Source organism: Paenibacillus sp. J31R34 (assembly GCF_059383715.1).
In genome coordinates, this window is record NZ_JBXENU010000005.1 from 368,249 (window position 1) to 385,475 (window position 17,227).

The 17,227-nt window shown below is 44.9% G+C and carries 18 protein-coding genes; 13 read left to right on the forward strand and 5 right to left on the reverse strand.

The genetic code is table 11. The features are described 5' to 3' along the window. Nucleotides 1-71 precede the first annotated feature (71 nt). From AC50YG_RS16600 to gtfA, 4 genes are read left to right on the forward strand one after another with little or no spacing between them, the layout of a single operon-like run. Nucleotides 72-953, forward strand: a complete 882-nt coding sequence (locus AC50YG_RS16600; protein WP_494828101.1) for a carbohydrate ABC transporter permease — start codon at nucleotides 72-74, stop codon at nucleotides 951-953. Beyond that, on the forward strand, nucleotides 953-1,777 hold the full coding sequence (locus AC50YG_RS16605) for a carbohydrate ABC transporter permease (RefSeq protein WP_494828102.1): 825 nt from the start codon (nucleotides 953-955) through the stop codon (nucleotides 1,775-1,777). Before AC50YG_RS16600 ends, AC50YG_RS16605 begins: the two co-directional genes overlap by 1 nt. A 25-nt stretch (nucleotides 1,778-1,802) precedes the next feature. Further along, entirely contained in the window at nucleotides 1,803-2,759 is a 957-nt protein-coding gene (locus AC50YG_RS16610) for a carbohydrate kinase family protein (protein WP_494828103.1), read from the forward strand. A gap of 12 nt (nucleotides 2,760-2,771) precedes the next feature. After that, nucleotides 2,772-4,241: a sucrose phosphorylase gene (gene gtfA / locus AC50YG_RS16615; protein ID WP_494828104.1), complete on the forward strand. Its 1,470-nt coding sequence runs from the start codon at nucleotides 2,772-2,774 to the stop codon at nucleotides 4,239-4,241. Between the two features lie 122 nt (nucleotides 4,242-4,363). Here gtfA and AC50YG_RS16620 read toward each other — a convergent pair whose 3' ends face one another. The 3 genes from AC50YG_RS16620 to AC50YG_RS16630 are packed head-to-tail and all read right to left on the reverse strand — an operon-like array spanning nucleotide 4,364 to nucleotide 6,583. Then, entirely contained in the window at nucleotides 4,364-5,086 is a 723-nt protein-coding gene (locus AC50YG_RS16620; protein ID WP_494828105.1) for an amino acid ABC transporter ATP-binding protein, read from the reverse strand. Then, on the reverse strand, nucleotides 5,083-5,739 hold the full coding sequence (locus AC50YG_RS16625) for an amino acid ABC transporter permease (protein WP_473760513.1): 657 nt from the start codon (nucleotides 5,737-5,739) through the stop codon (nucleotides 5,083-5,085). The genes AC50YG_RS16620 and AC50YG_RS16625 overlap by 4 nt, the downstream gene beginning before the upstream one ends. A gap of 40 nt (nucleotides 5,740-5,779) precedes the next feature. Then, on the reverse strand, nucleotides 5,780-6,583 hold the full coding sequence (locus tag AC50YG_RS16630) for a transporter substrate-binding domain-containing protein (protein ID WP_494828106.1): 804 nt from the start codon (nucleotides 6,581-6,583) through the stop codon (nucleotides 5,780-5,782). Nucleotides 6,584-6,894: 311 nt separating this feature from the next. Between AC50YG_RS16630 and AC50YG_RS16635 the strand changes: the two genes are divergently transcribed. From AC50YG_RS16635 to AC50YG_RS16645, 3 genes are read left to right on the forward strand one after another with little or no spacing between them, the layout of a single operon-like run. Continuing rightward, entirely contained in the window at nucleotides 6,895-7,281 is a 387-nt protein-coding gene (locus tag AC50YG_RS16635) for a GntR family transcriptional regulator (protein WP_473760508.1), read from the forward strand. Further along, nucleotides 7,278-8,162 carry an ABC transporter ATP-binding protein gene (locus tag AC50YG_RS16640; RefSeq protein ID WP_494828107.1) on the forward strand — a complete coding sequence of 295 codons (885 nt, stop codon included), beginning with the start codon at nucleotides 7,278-7,280 and terminating at the stop codon, nucleotides 8,160-8,162. Before AC50YG_RS16635 ends, AC50YG_RS16640 begins: the two co-directional genes overlap by 4 nt. Continuing rightward, nucleotides 8,143-8,757, forward strand: a complete 615-nt coding sequence (locus AC50YG_RS16645) for an ABC-2 transporter permease (protein WP_494828108.1) — start codon at nucleotides 8,143-8,145, stop codon at nucleotides 8,755-8,757. Before AC50YG_RS16640 ends, AC50YG_RS16645 begins: the two co-directional genes overlap by 20 nt. 121 nt (nucleotides 8,758-8,878) lie before the next feature. On the opposite strand, the gene AC50YG_RS16650 is transcribed toward AC50YG_RS16645, so the two are convergent. Together AC50YG_RS16650 and AC50YG_RS16655 are read right to left on the reverse strand one after the other, a co-directional pair. Continuing rightward, the gene (locus tag AC50YG_RS16650) at nucleotides 8,879-9,775 is read right to left on the reverse strand and encodes a response regulator (protein ID WP_494828109.1); all 897 of its coding nucleotides are present in this window, start codon (nucleotides 9,773-9,775) and stop codon (nucleotides 8,879-8,881) included. Continuing rightward, nucleotides 9,765-11,081: an ATP-binding protein gene (locus AC50YG_RS16655; RefSeq protein ID WP_494828110.1), complete on the reverse strand. Its 1,317-nt coding sequence runs from the start codon at nucleotides 11,079-11,081 to the stop codon at nucleotides 9,765-9,767. The genes AC50YG_RS16650 and AC50YG_RS16655 overlap by 11 nt, the downstream gene beginning before the upstream one ends. A gap of 232 nt (nucleotides 11,082-11,313) precedes the next feature. Here AC50YG_RS16655 and kduI point away from each other — a divergent pair, with 232 nt between their 5' ends. From kduI to AC50YG_RS16685, 6 genes are all read left to right on the forward strand, one after another. Then, entirely contained in the window at nucleotides 11,314-12,144 is an 831-nt protein-coding gene (gene kduI, locus AC50YG_RS16660) for a 5-dehydro-4-deoxy-D-glucuronate isomerase (RefSeq protein ID WP_341278866.1), read from the forward strand. A gap of 1 nt (nucleotide 12,145) precedes the next feature. Next, nucleotides 12,146-12,898, forward strand: coding sequence for a DeoR/GlpR family DNA-binding transcription regulator (locus AC50YG_RS16665; RefSeq protein WP_494828111.1), 753 nt, complete (start codon nucleotides 12,146-12,148; stop codon nucleotides 12,896-12,898). A 33-nt stretch (nucleotides 12,899-12,931) separates the two neighbouring features. Next, a complete protein-coding gene (kduD, locus tag AC50YG_RS16670) occupies nucleotides 12,932-13,687 on the forward strand; it encodes a 2-dehydro-3-deoxy-D-gluconate 5-dehydrogenase KduD (protein ID WP_494828112.1) in 756 nt (251 codons plus the stop codon). Nucleotides 13,688-13,975: 288 nt separating this feature from the next. After that, nucleotides 13,976-14,719, forward strand: a complete 744-nt coding sequence (locus tag AC50YG_RS16675) for a phosphotransferase (RefSeq protein WP_494828113.1) — start codon at nucleotides 13,976-13,978, stop codon at nucleotides 14,717-14,719. A 410-nt stretch (nucleotides 14,720-15,129) separates the two neighbouring features. Then, nucleotides 15,130-16,638 (forward strand): malate:quinone oxidoreductase, encoded by a 1,509-nt coding sequence (locus AC50YG_RS16680; RefSeq protein WP_494828114.1) that lies wholly within the window; start codon nucleotides 15,130-15,132, stop codon nucleotides 16,636-16,638. Nucleotides 16,639-16,779: 141 nt separating this feature from the next. Further along, nucleotides 16,780-17,148, forward strand: a complete 369-nt coding sequence (locus tag AC50YG_RS16685; protein WP_494828115.1) for a DUF4180 domain-containing protein — start codon at nucleotides 16,780-16,782, stop codon at nucleotides 17,146-17,148. Nucleotides 17,149-17,227 lie beyond the last annotated feature (79 nt).

Sequence of the window (17,227 nt, forward strand, 5' to 3'; positions counted from 1 at the left end):
CGTTTATGCTGATCCCCTTCTCTGATCTGAAGTTGAATTTACCAATTAAATGATAAGAGGATGTAATGGCTATGACAAACAAGAAATTTCTTCATAACACAGGCACCTTTTTAATCTTTGGGGGTCCGTCTGTATTTGCCTTTTTTGCTGTTGTTCTGATTCCCTTTCTATTCGGACTTTATCTCACGTTTACAAACTGGGATGTGCGGAGCGGGGATCATACATTTCTAGGTTTAGCAAATTACGTGGAGGTATTTCAAGATAAGACTTTCCTCACTCAATTATGGTTTACCTTGAAATATGTGCTTTTTACCGTTGTTATCGCCAATGTTGCTGCATTTTTTCTTGCCTTTGCTTTAACTAGTGGATTTAAAGGACAGCAATTACTCCGGACAGGTTTTTTTACACCTAATCTTATTGGTGGTCTAGTGCTGGGCTACTTGTGGCAGCTTCTATTTTCTCAGGTTTTACCTTATTTAGGTCAAAAATACGGCTGGGCTCTATTTGAAACCTCTTGGCTGACCGATACGAACAAAGCATTTTGGGCATTGGTTATCGTTTCGGCATGGCAATTAATCGGATACCTTATGATTATTTATATTTCTGGACTTATGAGTGTCCCGGTGGATGTAATAGAAGCTGCTGGCATCGACGGAGCAAATGGATTTAATAAAATTCGTAAAATCATTTTGCCGCTTTCTGCGCCAGCGATTGTCATTTGTATTTTTATTTCCATTTCACGTTCTTTTTTGACTTACGATCTTAATTTGGCTTTAACCAAAGGCGGGCCCTTTAATTCAACAGAATTGTCCTCTTATCATGTTGTCCAAAAAGCTTTTCTTTCAAATGAATATGGGGTGGGTCAGTCTGAAGCCGTTGTATTATTCATCATTGTGGCTGTTATTGCTTTGACCCAAGCGTACTTTCTGAAAAAATTGGAGGTCGAAGCGTAATGCGGAGTCCTAAACCATTAGCATTTTTAAAAACAATCCTTCTTTATATCGTATTATTGTTGTTTTTATTGCCATTTTTACTGGTGATATTGAATACTTTTAAAACCACTCAACAATTTGTAGAAAATCCATTGTCGTGGCCCAAGCAATTTAATTTCGATAATTACATTAAAGCCATTGATGATATGGACTTTATGACCGGATTTTTAAATTCCAGTATCATTACGATTAGTAGTGTATTTATTATTATTTTCTTTTCGTCCATGACAGGCTATATGTTCGTCCGTTTTAAATGGAAGGCTAATTCTATATTATTCTTTGCCATGCTTGCCTCTATGACACTTCCCTTTCAGGCATTGATGATTCCTCTTGTTTTGATCTATGGGGAGCTTGGTCTTCTGAATTCACAAGGAAGTCTGCTCTTTATGTATTTGGGATTCGGTGTTCCGTTTGCGGTATTTACTTTCCATGGTTTTATGAAAGGCGTGCCGCTTGAGCTTGAGGAGTCCGCTTTCATCGACGGAAGCTCAAGATTAAGAACTTTTTTTCAAATTGTTGTTCCGTTGTTGAAACCGGTAATGGTCACTCTTATTGTTCTAGACACACTTTGGATTTGGAATGACTATTTGTTGCCTAGTTTAATTTTGCAATCGCCATCTATGAGGACATTGCCTCTTTCGAACTATGGATTTTTCTCAACCTATTCCGTCGATTTTTCCCCATTAATGGCAGGGTTAATCATGACGATTATTCCAGTACTGATTCTTTATCTTTTGCTCCAAAAACAAATCATTAGGGGAATTACTGAGGGAGCTCTGAAATAAAGCACAGACAAGAGGAGTAGATGATGTGTTTGGGTTTGAAGATAAAATATCGTTTGGAAATAATGGGAATGATCTATTAACGGTTGGGGAACTTCTTATCGATATGATAGCTGCACAATATGATGAAAATTTTGAAGGCAATACGTTTAATAAGTTTTTCGGTGGGTCGCCTTCGAATATCGCTATGAATGTTAAGAAGCTAGGCATCCATTCTCTTGTGGCCTCTGCTGTAGGGAAAGATGGTTTAGGGTCTTTTTTAATCGAGCAATTGCGAAAGATGGATATTGATACGAGTGGTATCCAGCGAGTCAATGATTCAACCAGTATGGTTGTTTTAACAAAGAGTACATCAACACCCGTTCCTATATTTTATAGAGGGGCTGATTATCATTTGGCCTTTGATACCGTCCTTCATGAATCCTTAATGAATTCAAAAATCGTTCACTTTTCTTGCTGGCCTCTTTCGATGGAGCCTGCGCGTCATACAATCGACAAAGTTATTGAGATAGCGAGTGAAAATCATATATGGATAGGATTCGATCCTAACTATCATCCCATGATCTGGAAAAGCGGCGAAGATGGCATCGAATATGTGAAGTCCATCATTGGCAAGGTTGATATTATAAAGCCTTCTGAGGATGATGCAGAAAGATTGTTTGGAAAAGACACCCCTGAAAACCAGCTGAAAAAGTTTCTGGATCTGGGTGCAAAGCTAGTCATCATGACCTTGGGTAAGGATGGCGCAATCGTTTCAAATGGACTGGAGACGCTTAAATACAGCTCCTTGGCGACCGAGGTTGTGGATACGACAGGAGCAGGAGATGCGTTCTGGTCAGGATTTTATACGGCGGCCATTAAAGGATACACCATTAAAGACGCGATAAGCCTAGGCTTTGCAGTCAGCGCATACCAGTTGAAATATACGGGTGCAGTCGTGGATTTGCCAAAGCTTGAGGTCATAAAAGAAAGATATGGAATATAGGAGGCTCTCAATATGGCCGTGAAAAATCAGGTGCAGCTTATTACTTATCCCGATTCAATGGGAGGAGACTTGAAGGCTCTAAACCATGTCCTTCTTGAGCATTTTTCAGATGTGTTTAAAGGTGGCATTCATATTCTACCGCCGTTCCCATCCTCAGGAGACAGAGGATTCGCTCCATTGACTTATCTAGAAATAGAGCCTAGCTTTGGTACTTGGGAGGATATCAGAGCCATTGGAGATCATTTCGATGTATTGGTTGATTTAATGGTTAACCATATTTCAAGGCAATCGGAGTATTTTCAGGATTTTCTCCAAAAAGGACGGAAATCCGAATTTGCTGATTTATTTCTAACCTTGGATAAGCTTTGGGAGGCAGGGGAGCCGGTTCAAGAGGATATGGCCAAGATGTTCTTGCGGCGGCCATTACCCTATTCCTCCTATTCCATTGCGGAAACAGGGGAAGAAGAGAAGGTTTGGACGACGTTCGGAAAAACAGATCCATCGGAGCAAATTGATTTAGATATAAACTCCCAGCTGTTCAAACAACTGATTACAGATTTCTTTATGAATTTTAAGCGGCAAAATGTAAAAATAGTCAGACTCGATGCGGTCGGATATGTGATTAAAAAGCTTGGAACGAGCTGTTTCTTCGTTGAGCCGGAAATATACGAATTTCTTGATTGGATGATGGAACTCGCAAATTCGTTAGAAATAGATTTGCTTCCTGAGGTACACGCTCATTATACTATCCAATACAAGCTGGCAGAGCGCGGCTACTGGATCTATGATTTTATACTGCCATATAGAGTGCTAGATGCTTTGATTAATAAATCCAGCCAGGAGCTGTGTCATTATCTTAAAACCCGGCCTGAGAAGCAGTTCACTATGCTCGACTGTCATGATGGAATTCCGGTTAAACCAGATATGGATGACCTCATAGATACGCAAGAGGCAAGGAAGCTAGTGGATGTTTGCTTAGAAAGAGGCTCCAATCTCAGCCTTATTTTATCGGACGAGCACAAGGCTGACGATGGTTTTGATGTTCATCAAATTAGATGCAGTTTTTACTCTGTTTTGAATGGGGACGATGACGCCTATTTAGCAGCCAGAGCTGTGCAATTTTTTGCACCAGGAGTGCCTCAGGTTTACTATGTTGGTTTACTTGCAGGGGAAAATGACCTTGAGGGTGTAAAGAAAAGCGGAGAAGGCCGTGAAATTAACCGCCATAATTTTAGCCTGGAGGAAATTGAGCAGTCGCTTAAAAAAGAAGTCGTGCAGAGACTTTTAAAGCTAATCAGGTTCAGAAATGAGTATGAAGCTTTTAATGGGAAATTTACAGTGTTGGATTCATCTAAGGATGAAGTTCGATTGGCATGGGAAAAAGATAATTGGGTCTGCAGTTTGTTTGTAAATCTTCATACCAATCAGTCTGTCATTGAATATTCGGATATCGAGGGTAGGACGGTTCAATATATTGTATAACAAGTGAGCTCTGGCAAGTAGACATCACCTAAAATAACTTAAAGAAGCTTTCACTCCACGTGACTATGGGGAGTGAAAGCTTCTTTTTCAATAATCATCGTTATTTGTGAAAATTGCCTTTCTTACAGCACTTTACTCAGAAAAGCTTGTGTACGCTCATGCTGCGGCGCATCAAAAATCGCAGCGGGCGGACCTTGCTCAACAATATAACCGCCATCCATAAAAATAACACGGTCAGCGACCTCGCGGGCGAAGCCCATCTCATGAGTTACGACGACCATTGTAATGCCTTCATGAGCCAAATCCTTCATCACCTGAAGCACCTCGCCGACCATTTCCGGATCGAGTGCAGACGTTGGCTCGTCGAACAGCATGACTCGCGGATTCATCGCCAGCGCGCGAGCGATTGCGACGCGCTGCTGCTGTCCGCCGGACAAGCGAGCGGGATATTCATCCTTTTTAGCAGCAAGACCGACTTTATCCAGCAGCGCTAATGCCTGCTTCTCGTTCGTCTCCTGGCTCGCCTTCTTAATATGCTTGGGCGCAAGCATAATGTTCTCCAGCACCGTCAAATGCGGGAACAGATTGAACTGCTGAAACACCATGCCGACATTTTGCCGCAGCTTGTCAATATTCGTCTTAGGAGCCGTGACGGTTACGTCGCCGATTTTCACAACGCCGGATGTCACTTCCTCCAGCAAATTAAGGCAGCGAAGGAAGGTGCTTTTGCCAGAGCCGGAAGGGCCGATAATGCAGACGACTTCCTTTTCGGTAATGGTGGTGGAAATATCGCGCAGCACCTCGTTGTCGCCAAACCTTTTCTTCAAACCCTCTACAATGATCATTTCAGGCTCAGCCTCCTTTCAAGCACACGGGACAGGCGTGAGATACCGTAAATAATGATGAAATACAGGACGCCGACCGTTCCCCAAATTTCGAAAGCGCGGTAGTTGGTGGAAATGATAATTTCACCGCTCTGGGTCAGCTCCCTAATGCCGATAACGGACAACAGCGAAGTATCCTTGATGCTGATCGTACACTGATTGACGAAAGCGGGAATCATGCGGCGGAACGCCTGCGGCAAAATAACGAGGCGCATGGTCTGCACCTGGCTTAAGCCCAGCGAGCGAGCGGCTTCCCGCTGTCCGTTGTCAATCGACGAAATGCCGGCGCGGAAAATTTCCGCAATATAGGCGCCAGCATTGGCACTGATCGCAATGATCCCAGCTGTCTCCGCAGGTATGCGGATATCGAGAAAGGCTGGCAGGGCGAAATAGATGAAGAACATTTGAACGAGCAGCGGCGTACCGCGAATAATATCGATATAAAGCGTTGCAATAAACTTTAAAATTTTATTCGATGATGTATTCATCAATCCCGTAAATAATCCGATTACGAATGCAATCAGCAGCGAGATGACAACAATTTTGACCGTTATCCATAACCCTTGCAGCAGCAAGGGCATCGCATCTACAATAACTTGCCACGAGGACATCATGAAATTCACAGCTCCTTCATTTCACAGGATGTCTTCGTCTTTATTTTGCAGACGTTCCTATATATTTGTTAATGATTTCATCGTATTTGCCGCTTTCCTTCAGCTTCTTGATGCCGTCATTGATTTTTTGCAGCAGTTCATCGTTGTCTTTGCTCACTGCGATGCCGTATTGGTCGCCTGTGAGCCTTTCGCCAACGATTTTCAAGTTTGCGCTTGGATCAACTGCCAGCTTGTAGGAGATGACAGGGAAATCTTCAATGGTAGCATCGGCATTTTTGTTGACTACCTCTTGGAACATAGCTGGGCTGCTGTCAAAATAATTAAGGGTTATGTCGTACTCCTTTGCTAATTCCTCGGCTTTTTTAGAGCCGGCTGTCCCTTTTTTAATCGCTATGACTTTGCCCTTCAAATCCTCTGGCTTCGTAATCGAATCATTATCCGAATGTACGACCAGCGACAAGCCCGCTTCAAAATACGTATCGGACAGGTTTACAACCTGCTTGCGCTCATCGGTAATGCTGATGCCAGCAATAGCTGCGTCAAGCTGATTAGCTGTAATAGCGGGGATAATGCCCTTGAAGTTCATCGGCTTCAAATCAACCTTAAAGCCTTCGAGCTCACCAATAGCATGGATTAAATCGATGTCGATACCGACATATTTGCCGTCCTGCTCGTATTCAAAGGGTGGAAACGTAGCATCGGTTCCAATGGTGTACGTCACAACTTCATTCGATGATCCCGTGCCATCCGAGGCGGCTGGTGCATTTTTGCTGCTGCTGCTGCCGCATGCGCTAAGGGTAAGAGCAAGCAGGCCGGTAATTAAAAGTGATCCGATTTTCTTCATAAATGAAAACCCCATTTCCATTAATGTTAGACTTATTAACCTTCTGCCACCTATTTTAATGATCCGACTATATAAAATAATAAAATCCGACAGAAAATAATGTCGGAGAAAGTTGTAAGCGTTTTATATTTACAATGCTGTCATAAATCCTGTTAGATAAGGTTACGCAACTAAGAGCGGCTATTCATTAAAACAGAAAAAAGGCGCATATTTCGCTCGAAGCTTAGTATAGCCAAGCGTCATTGACATATACGAAGCATATAGTGTATATATACTATATATACATTAAACAGCTAAGCATGGTGATGGGAATGAACATTATTTTATCCAACGCTTCAAATGATCCGATCTATGTACAAATCACCCAGCAAATTCGTAGTCTGATTTTGAACGGCACACTTGGCTCAGGGCAGCCGCTGCCCTCGATTAGACAGCTTGCCAAGGATTTGCAGATCAGCGTCATTACAACGAAGAGGGCTTATGAGGAACTGGAGAAGGAAGGGCTTATTGACTCGGTCGTGGGCAAAGGCTCGTTCGTAACGGGCATTAATGCCGATTTTGTTAGAGAGCAGCGCATGAAGCGGCTGGAGCAGCAAATGCTCGCGGTCATTAAAGAGGGGAAGGCGCTGCGCCTGAGCCTGAGTGAAATTCAGCAGCACATCCAGCTGCTATATGAGGAAGGAGATTTGGACATATGAGCGACATCATTAAGCTGAACGAAGTATCCAAGCAGTTTAAAATGTTCGGTATTGAACCTCTATCCTGTTCGTTCAAGCAGGGCTACATTACAGGGCTGATTGGCCCGAATGGAGCAGGCAAAACGACATTAATTAAAATGATTATGGGCATTACCCGTCCGGATACGGGGGGAATAGCGATTTTTGGACAGTCCCTAAGCTTACAGGAGGCTGAAATTAAGCAGCGAATCGGCTTTGTATCCGATGAGTGCCATTATTACGAGCATATATCGATCCATTCAATGAAAAATATTATAGCCCCGTTTTATAAAAAATGGGACGATCACGCTTTTTCCCGTTTGCTTGAGCGCTTTGAGTTGTCGCCAAAAATGAAAATACGCAATCTTTCCAAGGGGATGAAAATGAAGCTGGCACTTGCCTTTGCGCTATCCCATCAGGCGGACCTGCTCATAATGGATGAGCCGACAGCGGGGCTAGATCCCGTTTTCCGACGCGAGCTGCTGGATTTACTGGCCGAAATCATGCTGGATGAGCGGAAATCGATTTTATTTTCGACCCATATTACGACCGATCTGGACCGAATTGCCGATTATATTGCCTTTCTGCACCGCGGCAGGCTGGTCTTTAACGAGTCGAAGGAGCAAATTCAGGAGCGGTATGTGCTAGTGAAAGGGCCGATAAGCTTGCTTGAGGCTCCAAGCGTTAAAGCAGCGTTTATCGGCATTCGGGAATCGCTCGTCGGGTTTGAGGGTCTGACAGATCGAGGGCATGAAATAGCTGCTATGGTGGGTGATGGTGCGCAGCTTAGTCGTCCTACGCTAGAGGATATTATGTATTTTACCGCTAAGGGGGAGAAGGGCTATGCTGCTGCTATTACGTAAGGATTTGTTTATTTTGCGCTATTATTTTTTGTTTGTATTGTTCTACTTGTATTTATTTGGTTTCGTACTAAATAACCACGTTTCCTTCATTTTGGTAGCTGCGCTTTCAGCCATAATGCTCATGACCTTTTCCTCTAGCTTGGATGCTAAAAATAAAAGCATGATCGTCATTGCCAGCCTGCCTGTCAGCAGCAAATCGATCGTTCAGGCGAAATATGCAGCCGTGCTTTTATTTGCAAGCTTAGGAATTGTCGCTAGCGTCTCCGGATATGTCATCAATAATGTAATATTTGGAAGAGATACGATGTATGCTTCTTCTTATATTCCAATCACTTTTTTCCTGATCTCTTTTTATTCTGCCCTTTATTATCCGGTTTATTATGGGTTTGGTTTTAGAATAAGTCGAGTAGTAGGGGTCATTGTACTGGCCATTCCTATGACTTTTCTCTTATCCATGGGGGTTGTGTCCAGCAGTGCTAATACGCTCAGCTTTCCACTGCCGGTAAGTGCAGCCCTTCTAGCGGTAAGCTGCTTGCTGCTTTTCGTTTCCTACCGTCTTTCCCTTTTCTTTCTGGAGAAAAAAGGGGCAGCTTAGCCGCCAGAAGACGGCGACAGCCGTTTACGCTTGAAATATAGGAAAGGATATGATGTTTTGATCCATTCTCTCTATTTCTACGCGAAACGTTAGCTTGCCGCCAGAGGAAAGTGGCAGCCGTTTACGCTTGTTTCATTTTTTCCATCGCTTCCATAAAGAACACTTGAAGAAACTTTTTGATATTGACCTTGCCTTTATCGGGCGTTGCTTCCTCATCCATCATTTTCATCTTAAGCCGAACATCCTTGAAATCAAAATATAGCGGAGCATAATGCTCGAACTTTGGATTGCTGTAATCCGTCAGCCCAATGGAGGCGATATTGGTTAGCGCCGTCATGACGGCGCGGCGCATCCGCTGCTCAATCGCCTTGCTTTCCTTGTCAATGTCGCTCTGGCTCTGCTTGCTTGTGCGAGCAACGGCTTCATACAATCCCTTTAATGGAGGGAAAGCAGCGGGCTGCGGCTGCGCGGCCAAATGCTCGACGGCAGCGATCATATCTCGGCTTCCCGCTTCACTTATAATGCCCATATCCATTAAAATAAGGCGGGCGGCTTCGCGGATGCTGCGCTCCTGCACGGCTGGCGGGCGCTCTATAATATCGAGCTTGGCGAGCGACTGCTTCATTTCCGTGACATAACGCTCATATTTCCAGCTTTCGTTCATCTTATGTAGAACAGCTTGCACTTCAACGCGATTGATGGGCTTATGGATAAAAAATTCAATGCCGCTGCGATAGGCTTTTCCGACCATATCTTTGTTATCGATTTGCGAGATCATAATAAACTTGCCGCCGTAGCGGATGGCCCGGAGCTGGTCGATCGTCGTAATGCCGTCCTGATCGGGCATGAGCATGTCGATCAGCACAACATCGGGCTTCAGCTCATCGATCAGCATCACAGCCTCGACTCCTCCTCCAGCTGTACCCGATACTTCGCCCAAACCAGATTGTTCAATTATATTGTGCAGCATACGTCTGCTGACGGCATCATCATCTACGATTACGAAGCTAATGGACATGGAGCGCCTCCTTCAAGTTTGGCGTTGTACCTGGATGGTTTAGCGCAGCAATTGACAGCTCGACGATAAAAGCGGTACCCGGCCCATCATCCAGCTGCTCTGCGCGAATCGAGCCCTCAAATGAAGTAATAATATCGCGCACATGGGATAATCCGATCCCGGTTGCTGCAATTCCCGTATGATCAAATTTGGTGGTGAAGCCCGGTTCAAACACGAGCGCGAGTTCCTCAGGCGGTATGCCGCTGCCTGAATCAGCAACGATCATAATCAGCTTGTCGCCATGCTGGCTGATTTCAATGTCAATGGAGCCGCTGCTTTCAATCGCTTCAACGGCATTTGCTGCCAAATTGTTCAATATAGAGAGCAGTGCAATATAATGAGGCGTAATCAAATCAAGCGTCACTCGCTGCTGAAAAGCAATCTGTTTCCCCAGCATTTCGCTATATTCCACATTGCCTTTCCTCACATAATGCACGACTTCCACGAGGCTCATCTGGGTAAGCGTCTCATTATCGAACAGCTTAAGCAGCCCGGCGAGAATACGCTGTGTATCTTTTTTAACCTCATGAATTTGCTGGGTGACGACGAGCGCCTGCTTGGCGAGCAGAGGCTGCTCCTGCCGCAGCTTGTCGTACAGCTCGAAGCTGCTGGCCGTAATGCCTTCAATATTATCCATCGATTTCCGCAGGTAGAACGCTTCCCCATACAAGCTGGAACCAACATTCAGCATTTGCTCTATGCGCTTCTCCTGCTCTCCATGAAGCATTTTGAACTGCTGGATGGCAATGCTGTTGTACAGCCCGATGACAAAATAGCTGCGAATAACAGCCGTTATAAGCAGCAGGGCCAGTTCATTGAAGTGATAGGGCGCTGTGCCGAGAAAAAAATTTCGAAACAGAAGCTCCAGTAAATTGGAGGAGAAGTCCACAAGTGTAACGAGTGCGCCCAGCGCCAGCGGCTGAATTTCCTTGGAGCCTCCCAGCAGCTTGCCGAGACACCAGGCGAAGAAGGTATAGTATAGGGCGGCGGGAGCATTATTTTGCAGGCCAGCTATTAGGGAAGTGGAATTCGTGTAGATCAGCCACTCCACCGATTGGAAGATGACAGCGGCAATACCGGCTAGAAACCCTGTTTTGACAAACGAAAGATGGCGAAATTGCAGCAGAAAAAATAAAAAGATGCTGACGCCGAGCCCAATGCGGTAAAAATCCCCGCTAAACGGAGTGATCCTGAATTCGGCCCCGATGGCTGTTGCGAGGGCGATGCCGACCATTTGTATTTTTTCATTGCGAAATAAAGAATACATTTAGCTCGCTCCGCTCCTAAATGGCGATCTTTGATGATATATACCCTAACATAAAAAAAGGCATTTTTGAATAGTGTCGTTGCGGCCCCATCAGTGGTTTCTTGTGAAGAATGCTGTAAGGGGGACTGTTTAAGTTTGAAAAAGTGTGTTATTATTAAAACGAACATTTTCAAACCTAATTCAGGTGCGCCTGATCATTTCATTTTATTATCCTTGAGGAGGAACTATTAATATGGAAATTCGCCACACAACTAACCCAACGGATGTAAAGCAATATACGACGGAGCGTCTTCGTCAGGAATTTTTGATCGAAAGCCTGTTTGAACAGGATCGCCTTACTTCTGTTTACACGCACTATGACCGCATGGTTGTTGGCGGCGCGTTCCCTGTGAACGAGAAGCTGGCGTTGGAAGCGGGAGATACGCTGAAAACCGAATATTTTCTGGAGCGCCGGGAAATTGGCTTCCTGAACATTGGCGGCGATGCTGTTATTACCGTTGATGGCGAGTCGTACGAGCTTAGCCGTCTTGATGTTTTATATGTAGGTAAAGGCAAGCGTGACGTTCAGCTGGCAAGCAAGGACAAAGCAAATCCAGCGAAGCTGTATTTCTGTTCAGCGCTGGCGCATGCGGAATATCCGACTCGCAAAATGACGATGGAAGAAGCGAACCCTACTCACCTTGGTTCCCTAGAAACGTCCAACGAGCGCGTATTGTACAAGTATATCCATGGCGATGGCATTCAAAGCTGTCAATTAATGCTGGGCGTAACGAGCCTCAAAACAGGCAGCGTTTGGAACACAATGCCTTCGCACGTACATGACCGTCGTATGGAAGCTTACCTCTACTTCGATGTGAACCAAGATGCACGCGTATTCCATATGATGGGCGAGCCTTCGGAGACGAGACATCTGGTCGTTTCCAATGAGCAAGCGATTATTTCGCCGCCATGGTCGATCCATTCGGGCGTTGGCACGAGCAACTACACGTTCTGCTGGTCGATGGCAGGAGAGAACTACACGTTCACGGATATGGACGCTGTGAAAATGGAAGAGCTTAAGTAACATGCTTGCCGCTGAACGTCATCGACAAATTATTATTCAGCTGGAGGAGAAGGGCAGCGTCAAAGTATCCGAGCTGAGCGAGCGTTTCAAGGTGACGGAAAAGACGGTACGCGAGGATTTGGAGAAGCTGGAGGAGAAGGGGCTGCTGAAGCGCATGCATGGCGGAGCGGTGCTTCCTCCAGATGAGGAGAGCTTGTTCCCCTTGCAATATCCAAACAGCAAGCATCAGCAAGAGAAGGCGGCAATCGCCGAGCAGGCGTTAACCCATATTGCTGAAAATGATATTATTGCGCTGGATGCGGGCAGCACGACGCTTGAAATCGCGCGGCGGCTCAAAAACATGCCGCTGACCGTGCTCACGAATGATCTGCTCATTATTCGCGAGCTGACGGCAAAGGAGCAGATCCGCCTCGTCATTCCCGGCGGCTATCGTTTTCAAAATCTGCTCATTGGCACGGACTGGCAGGAGTGGGTCAAGCGGCTGAATGTTCATAAGCTGTTTTTATCGACGACAGGCATTCACCTGGAGTATGGGCTGACGATTTTCACCGAAGAGCTTGCCAAGCTCAAGCAGGTTTATATGGAATGCTCGCGCGAAATTTATTGCGTAGCCGACCGCAGCAAGTTCGACAAGGGCGCGCTACTTACGTTCGCCGCGTTGAAGGATGTCCATACGATTATAACCGATTCGCACATTGATCCGGCTGTCGCTGCCAAATACGAGCAGCAGGGCGTGCGTATTGAAAAATCCTAATTTTTACAGGTAGAAAAGAAGGATGGTGCAGAGATGAGCTTTTTCGATTTGACAGGAAAAACAGCGATTGTGACAGGTGCCGGACGTGGTCTGGGCGCGGCAATTGCTGTAGGCTTGGCGAGAGCGGGAGCAGATATTGCGCTGGTTACGAACAGCACGCCTCCTGCAGACGTAGAGAAGGAAATTCAGGCGCTTGGCCGCAAAACGGTATCGATTCAAGCCGATGTATCTGATCGCAGCCTGCTGCCGGGTATTATCGAACAGACGCTGGCGGGACTTGGCCGCCTCGACATTTTGGTCAACAATGCGGGCATTATCCGCCGTACGCCTGCTGCTGATCACAGCTTTGAAGACTGGCAGGCGGTGCTTGATGTCAATCTGAATTCGGTCTATGTGCTCAGCCAGCTGGCTGGACGCCATATGATTGAGCAGGGCTCAGGCAAAATCATCAACATTGCGTCGATGCTTTCGTTCCAGGGCGGCATCAATGTGCCGGGCTACACCGCGAGCAAGCATGCGGTTGCTGGTCTGACAAAGGCGCTTGGCAACGAATGGGCTTCGAAAAATGTGCAGGTGAACGCGATTGCTCCAGGCTACATGAGCACAGACAACACCGAGGCGCTTCGCGAGGACCCGGTTCGCAGCAAGCAAATTCTCGACCGTATTCCAGCGTCCCGCTGGGGTGAATCCGAAGACATGATGGGGCCGGCGATTTTCCTCGCCTCCGCTGCATCGAACTATATGAATGGCCACATCCTCTGCGTAGACGGCGGATGGATGAACCGTTAGTCTTTACAAGCTGAAAAATAAGTAACCGCCAGAGCGGCTCCTCTTAGGGGCCAGCTGTTGGCGGTTACTTATTTTTAATAGCTTTGCTTTGGGCTTTCTTTATGCAATGCACTATAAATTGTTTTTCTTATCCCGTTCCAGCGCTTTATTAATGCTTTTGTGTACGGCTATTTTTTTCGAGAACTTATTCAACATCATAACAGAACGCAAAGAAACAGTCTATACTTTTGGTAAAATTTGTAATAAATTTGAGGTGCCGGCAAAAGAATAAGAATGGAGTGTTGTTCCGTGGATTTATTTTGCCATCTCAAGCTTGATGATTTACAGGAGTATGTGGGGAAGACTTTTGGCACCGATTATGTAGTTGCAAATGTATCCAAAATGCATGGAGGTGCACAAAAGGTCGTTTACAAAATAGACTGCACCAATCACTTTTCCTGCGTTTTATATGTATGGGATCTTAGCATGAATTTTTTTCAAGAGGAAATAGCATGCGCTTCTATAGCTGACCAATCCTATGGCAGTCAATTATTTGAAATGAATAATCGTTATTTAAGAGCACAGGGCATTCAGACCCCTGCTCTTTATAATCTAAATACGGAAAGAAGCCGCTACCATTTTGATTACGCCCTCGTGGAGTACGTAAATGGACATAAGGCGGAACACTATTTTCAACACTCCGATACAAGAGCTCAAGACCAATTATTTGAGCGTATCGGAGATATGCTTACTGGCATGCACGCCAACGAAAGACGGGGCTACGGAAAGCCTAATCAAGTCGGAGAGCATCTGGGGAGCTGTCATTTATTGCAATTGGAAAATGCGAAAGAGCAGTTATCCTATGCGGTCAATCATATTGAAAGTATCAGAGTAAACCAAAGCAGGCTGCTCGAAAAATTGCATGAGCTTGAAGCCCGTATCGCGCCTAGAAATCGCTATATTTATACATGGGGAGCTTGGTCCCGATCATATCTTGGTTACGGACCAATTAGAGCCCTATCTCATCGATATCGAAGGTGCTGGATTTTATGATATTGAACATGAGCATAGCTTTTTAGAAATACGTTTTAGGGATTTTTACCGTTATTTGAAAAATGATACTCTTGAGCTTAACCGAATGTTATTTTATCAATATTTGCCAAAGGTCTCGCTGATTATCATTGCCTACGGACATTGCAGTTTTTAGAAGGCTGAAATGGCAGGAGAGGGGCTGTAACGGTTGTATTTTGCAACGTTACAGCTATGTTCAAAATCAGTACTAACAGTGAGTGATTTTTGTGATATGATAATAGTAATGTTCAAACGTTTTGTAACATGTTACCTATTGTTGTGAATGCTATGTAAAGGCTTTATAATAGTAAATATCTTAATACTTTAATAATAGTGATCAACTGGAGAGCCTACATTTTTTCTTCAAATATTAGTGTGTAAGGACGGTAGAAATGAGCAACAGACAAACCAAAACAGACGTTATCTTAATTGGTGCCGGTATCATGAGTGCGACTTTGGGGTCACTGCTGAAAGAATTAGTACCGGACTGGGAAATTACAGTTATTGAGCGACTTGCAAGCGCAGGGGAAGAAAGCTCTAACGAATGGAACAATGCAGGAACGGGGCATTCTTCCTTGTGCGAGCTTAACTACACCGTGGAGAAACCTGACGGCTCCGTAGACATTAGCAAAGCTATAAAAGTCAATGAAGAGTATCAGGTTTCCAAGCAATTCTGGTCCTATCTTGTGGACAACCAACTAATCCGTAATCCGCGGGACTTCATTACGCCATTGCCTCATATGAGCTTAGTTCAAGGGGAAAAAGATGTAACGTTTTTGAAGAAACGTTTTGAAGCGTTGTCTAACAACCCCTTGTTTCAAGGAATGGAATATTCCGAAGACCCGGGAAAGCTGCTGGATTGGATTCCGCTTATAATGAAGGAACGGACTTTGAATGGGCCTATAGCGGCCACTAGAATCGAATCCGGTACGGATGTCAACTTTGGCGCTTTAACGCGGATGTTGTTTACACACTTGAAAAGTAAAAACGTCGATATCAAATTCAAGCATAATGTGGATGATATTAAACGTGCCGAGGGCGGCTCGTGGGAATTGAAAGTACGCAATGTAGATAATGGCTCCATCGAGCGCCGTACTGCGAAATTTGTCTTTATCGGTGGCGGAGGCGGAAGCCTACATTTGCTGCAAAAATCCGGTATTCCTGAAGGAAAGGGCATTGGAGGATTCCCGGTAAGCGGCATATTTATGGTGTGTAAGAAGCCGGAGATTGTGGCGCAGCATCATGCAAAAGTATATGGTCAAGCACCAGTTGGCGCTCCGCCAATGTCTGTTCCACATCTGGACACCAGATTTATCGACAAGAAGGAATCGTTATTTTTTGGACCGTTTGCCGGCTTCTCGCCAAAGTTTTTGAAAAACGGCTCCATGATGGATTTGCTGGCTTCCGTAAAAACGGATAATTTGGTCACCATGATGGCGGCAGGCGTGAAAAATATGTCATTGACCCAATATTTGATCAAGGAAGTTATGCAATCAAAAGAACAGCGGATGGAAGCATTACGCCAATTTGTCCCGAATGCCAAAAGCGAGGATTGGGAGCTAGTAGTAGCAGGCCAGCGTGTACAAGTCATTAAAGATACAGCTGCCGGCAAAGGAACACTTCAATTTGGTACGGAAGTGATTAATGCCGCTGATGGCTCAATCGCTGCTTTGCTAGGCGCATCTCCAGGTGCTTCTACTGCTGTTTCCGTCATGCTTGAACTGATGGGGAAATGCTTCCCGCAGCATATGAAGGCGTGGGAACCGAAAATAAAAGAAATGATTCCTTCTTATGGTGTGCAGCTATTGAAAAACCCAGAGCTTATAAACGAAATTCATACGTCGACTGCACGGACACTGGATCTACACAGTGAAAAGGGCCCAGTCAAGCAGGTGTTATAAAATACAGTGGTTCATAAATGAGAGGCGTCCGGAAATCCGGATGCTTTTTATTTTTGTGGCCGAAGATCCAAGCACGGTGAAAGGAATTTTCTCCAGATGCGCATATTTAGTGCTACACTAAAAATTGGAGGCGAATGAAAAATGAACATAACTATCGACCAACAAGGCAGCTCTAAAGTTGCAGTTATAGAAAGCCCGGATCTAATTATTTGCAATGTTCAAGATGCGCTGGATTTAATGGCTTCTGTTAATTACCATCATGAATGTCATAAAATTATGCTGCAAAAAGCAAATATAACGGAAGATTTCTTTGAGCTCAAAACCAGGCTTGCAGGCGAGATTTTACAGAAATATGTAAATTATAAGGTGAAGCTGGCCATCGTTGGAGATTTTGATACCTATGAAAGCAAGAGCTTGAAAGATTTTATTTATGAATGCAATAATGGTAAGCAGGTATTGTTTTTACGGGACACACAGGCTGCTGTTCTAGCTTTGCACAATATGACTTAACGAGAGAAGGCTTGAAGTCCAGCCATGCGTATCATTTGACAGATAAAAAACGCGTATGATAAAATAAACCCAATTTATA

Bases quoted from the DNA above. Each gene is read 5' to 3' on its own strand.
- AC50YG_RS16600 (WP_494828101.1), top strand. From the start codon at position 72: ATGACAAACAAGAAATTTCTTCATAACACAGGCACCTTTTTAATCTTT.
- AC50YG_RS16605 (WP_494828102.1), top strand. From the start codon at position 953: ATGCGGAGTCCTAAACCATTAGCATTTTTAAAAACAATCCTTCTTTAT.
- gtfA (WP_494828104.1), top strand. From the start codon at position 2,772: ATGGCCGTGAAAAATCAGGTGCAGCTTATTACTTATCCCGATTCAATG.
- AC50YG_RS16620 (WP_494828105.1), bottom strand. From the start codon at position 5,086: ATGATCATTGTAGAGGGTTTGAAGAAAAGGTTTGGCGACAACGAGGTG.
- AC50YG_RS16625 (WP_473760513.1), bottom strand. From the start codon at position 5,739: ATGATGTCCTCGTGGCAAGTTATTGTAGATGCGATGCCCTTGCTGCTG.
- AC50YG_RS16630 (WP_494828106.1), bottom strand. From the start codon at position 6,583: ATGAAGAAAATCGGATCACTTTTAATTACCGGCCTGCTTGCTCTTACC.
- AC50YG_RS16635 (WP_473760508.1), top strand. From the start codon at position 6,895: ATGAACATTATTTTATCCAACGCTTCAAATGATCCGATCTATGTACAA.
- AC50YG_RS16640 (WP_494828107.1), top strand. From the start codon at position 7,278: ATGAGCGACATCATTAAGCTGAACGAAGTATCCAAGCAGTTTAAAATG.
- AC50YG_RS16645 (WP_494828108.1), top strand. From the start codon at position 8,143: ATGCTGCTGCTATTACGTAAGGATTTGTTTATTTTGCGCTATTATTTT.
- AC50YG_RS16650 (WP_494828109.1), bottom strand. From the start codon at position 9,775: ATGTCCATTAGCTTCGTAATCGTAGATGATGATGCCGTCAGCAGACGT.
- AC50YG_RS16655 (WP_494828110.1), bottom strand. From the start codon at position 11,081: ATGTATTCTTTATTTCGCAATGAAAAAATACAAATGGTCGGCATCGCC.
- kduI (WP_341278866.1), top strand. From the start codon at position 11,314: ATGGAAATTCGCCACACAACTAACCCAACGGATGTAAAGCAATATACG.
- AC50YG_RS16665 (WP_494828111.1), top strand. From the start codon at position 12,146: ATGCTTGCCGCTGAACGTCATCGACAAATTATTATTCAGCTGGAGGAG.
- kduD (WP_494828112.1), top strand. From the start codon at position 12,932: ATGAGCTTTTTCGATTTGACAGGAAAAACAGCGATTGTGACAGGTGCC.
- AC50YG_RS16680 (WP_494828114.1), top strand. From the start codon at position 15,130: ATGAGCAACAGACAAACCAAAACAGACGTTATCTTAATTGGTGCCGGT.
- AC50YG_RS16685 (WP_494828115.1), top strand. From the start codon at position 16,780: ATGAACATAACTATCGACCAACAAGGCAGCTCTAAAGTTGCAGTTATA.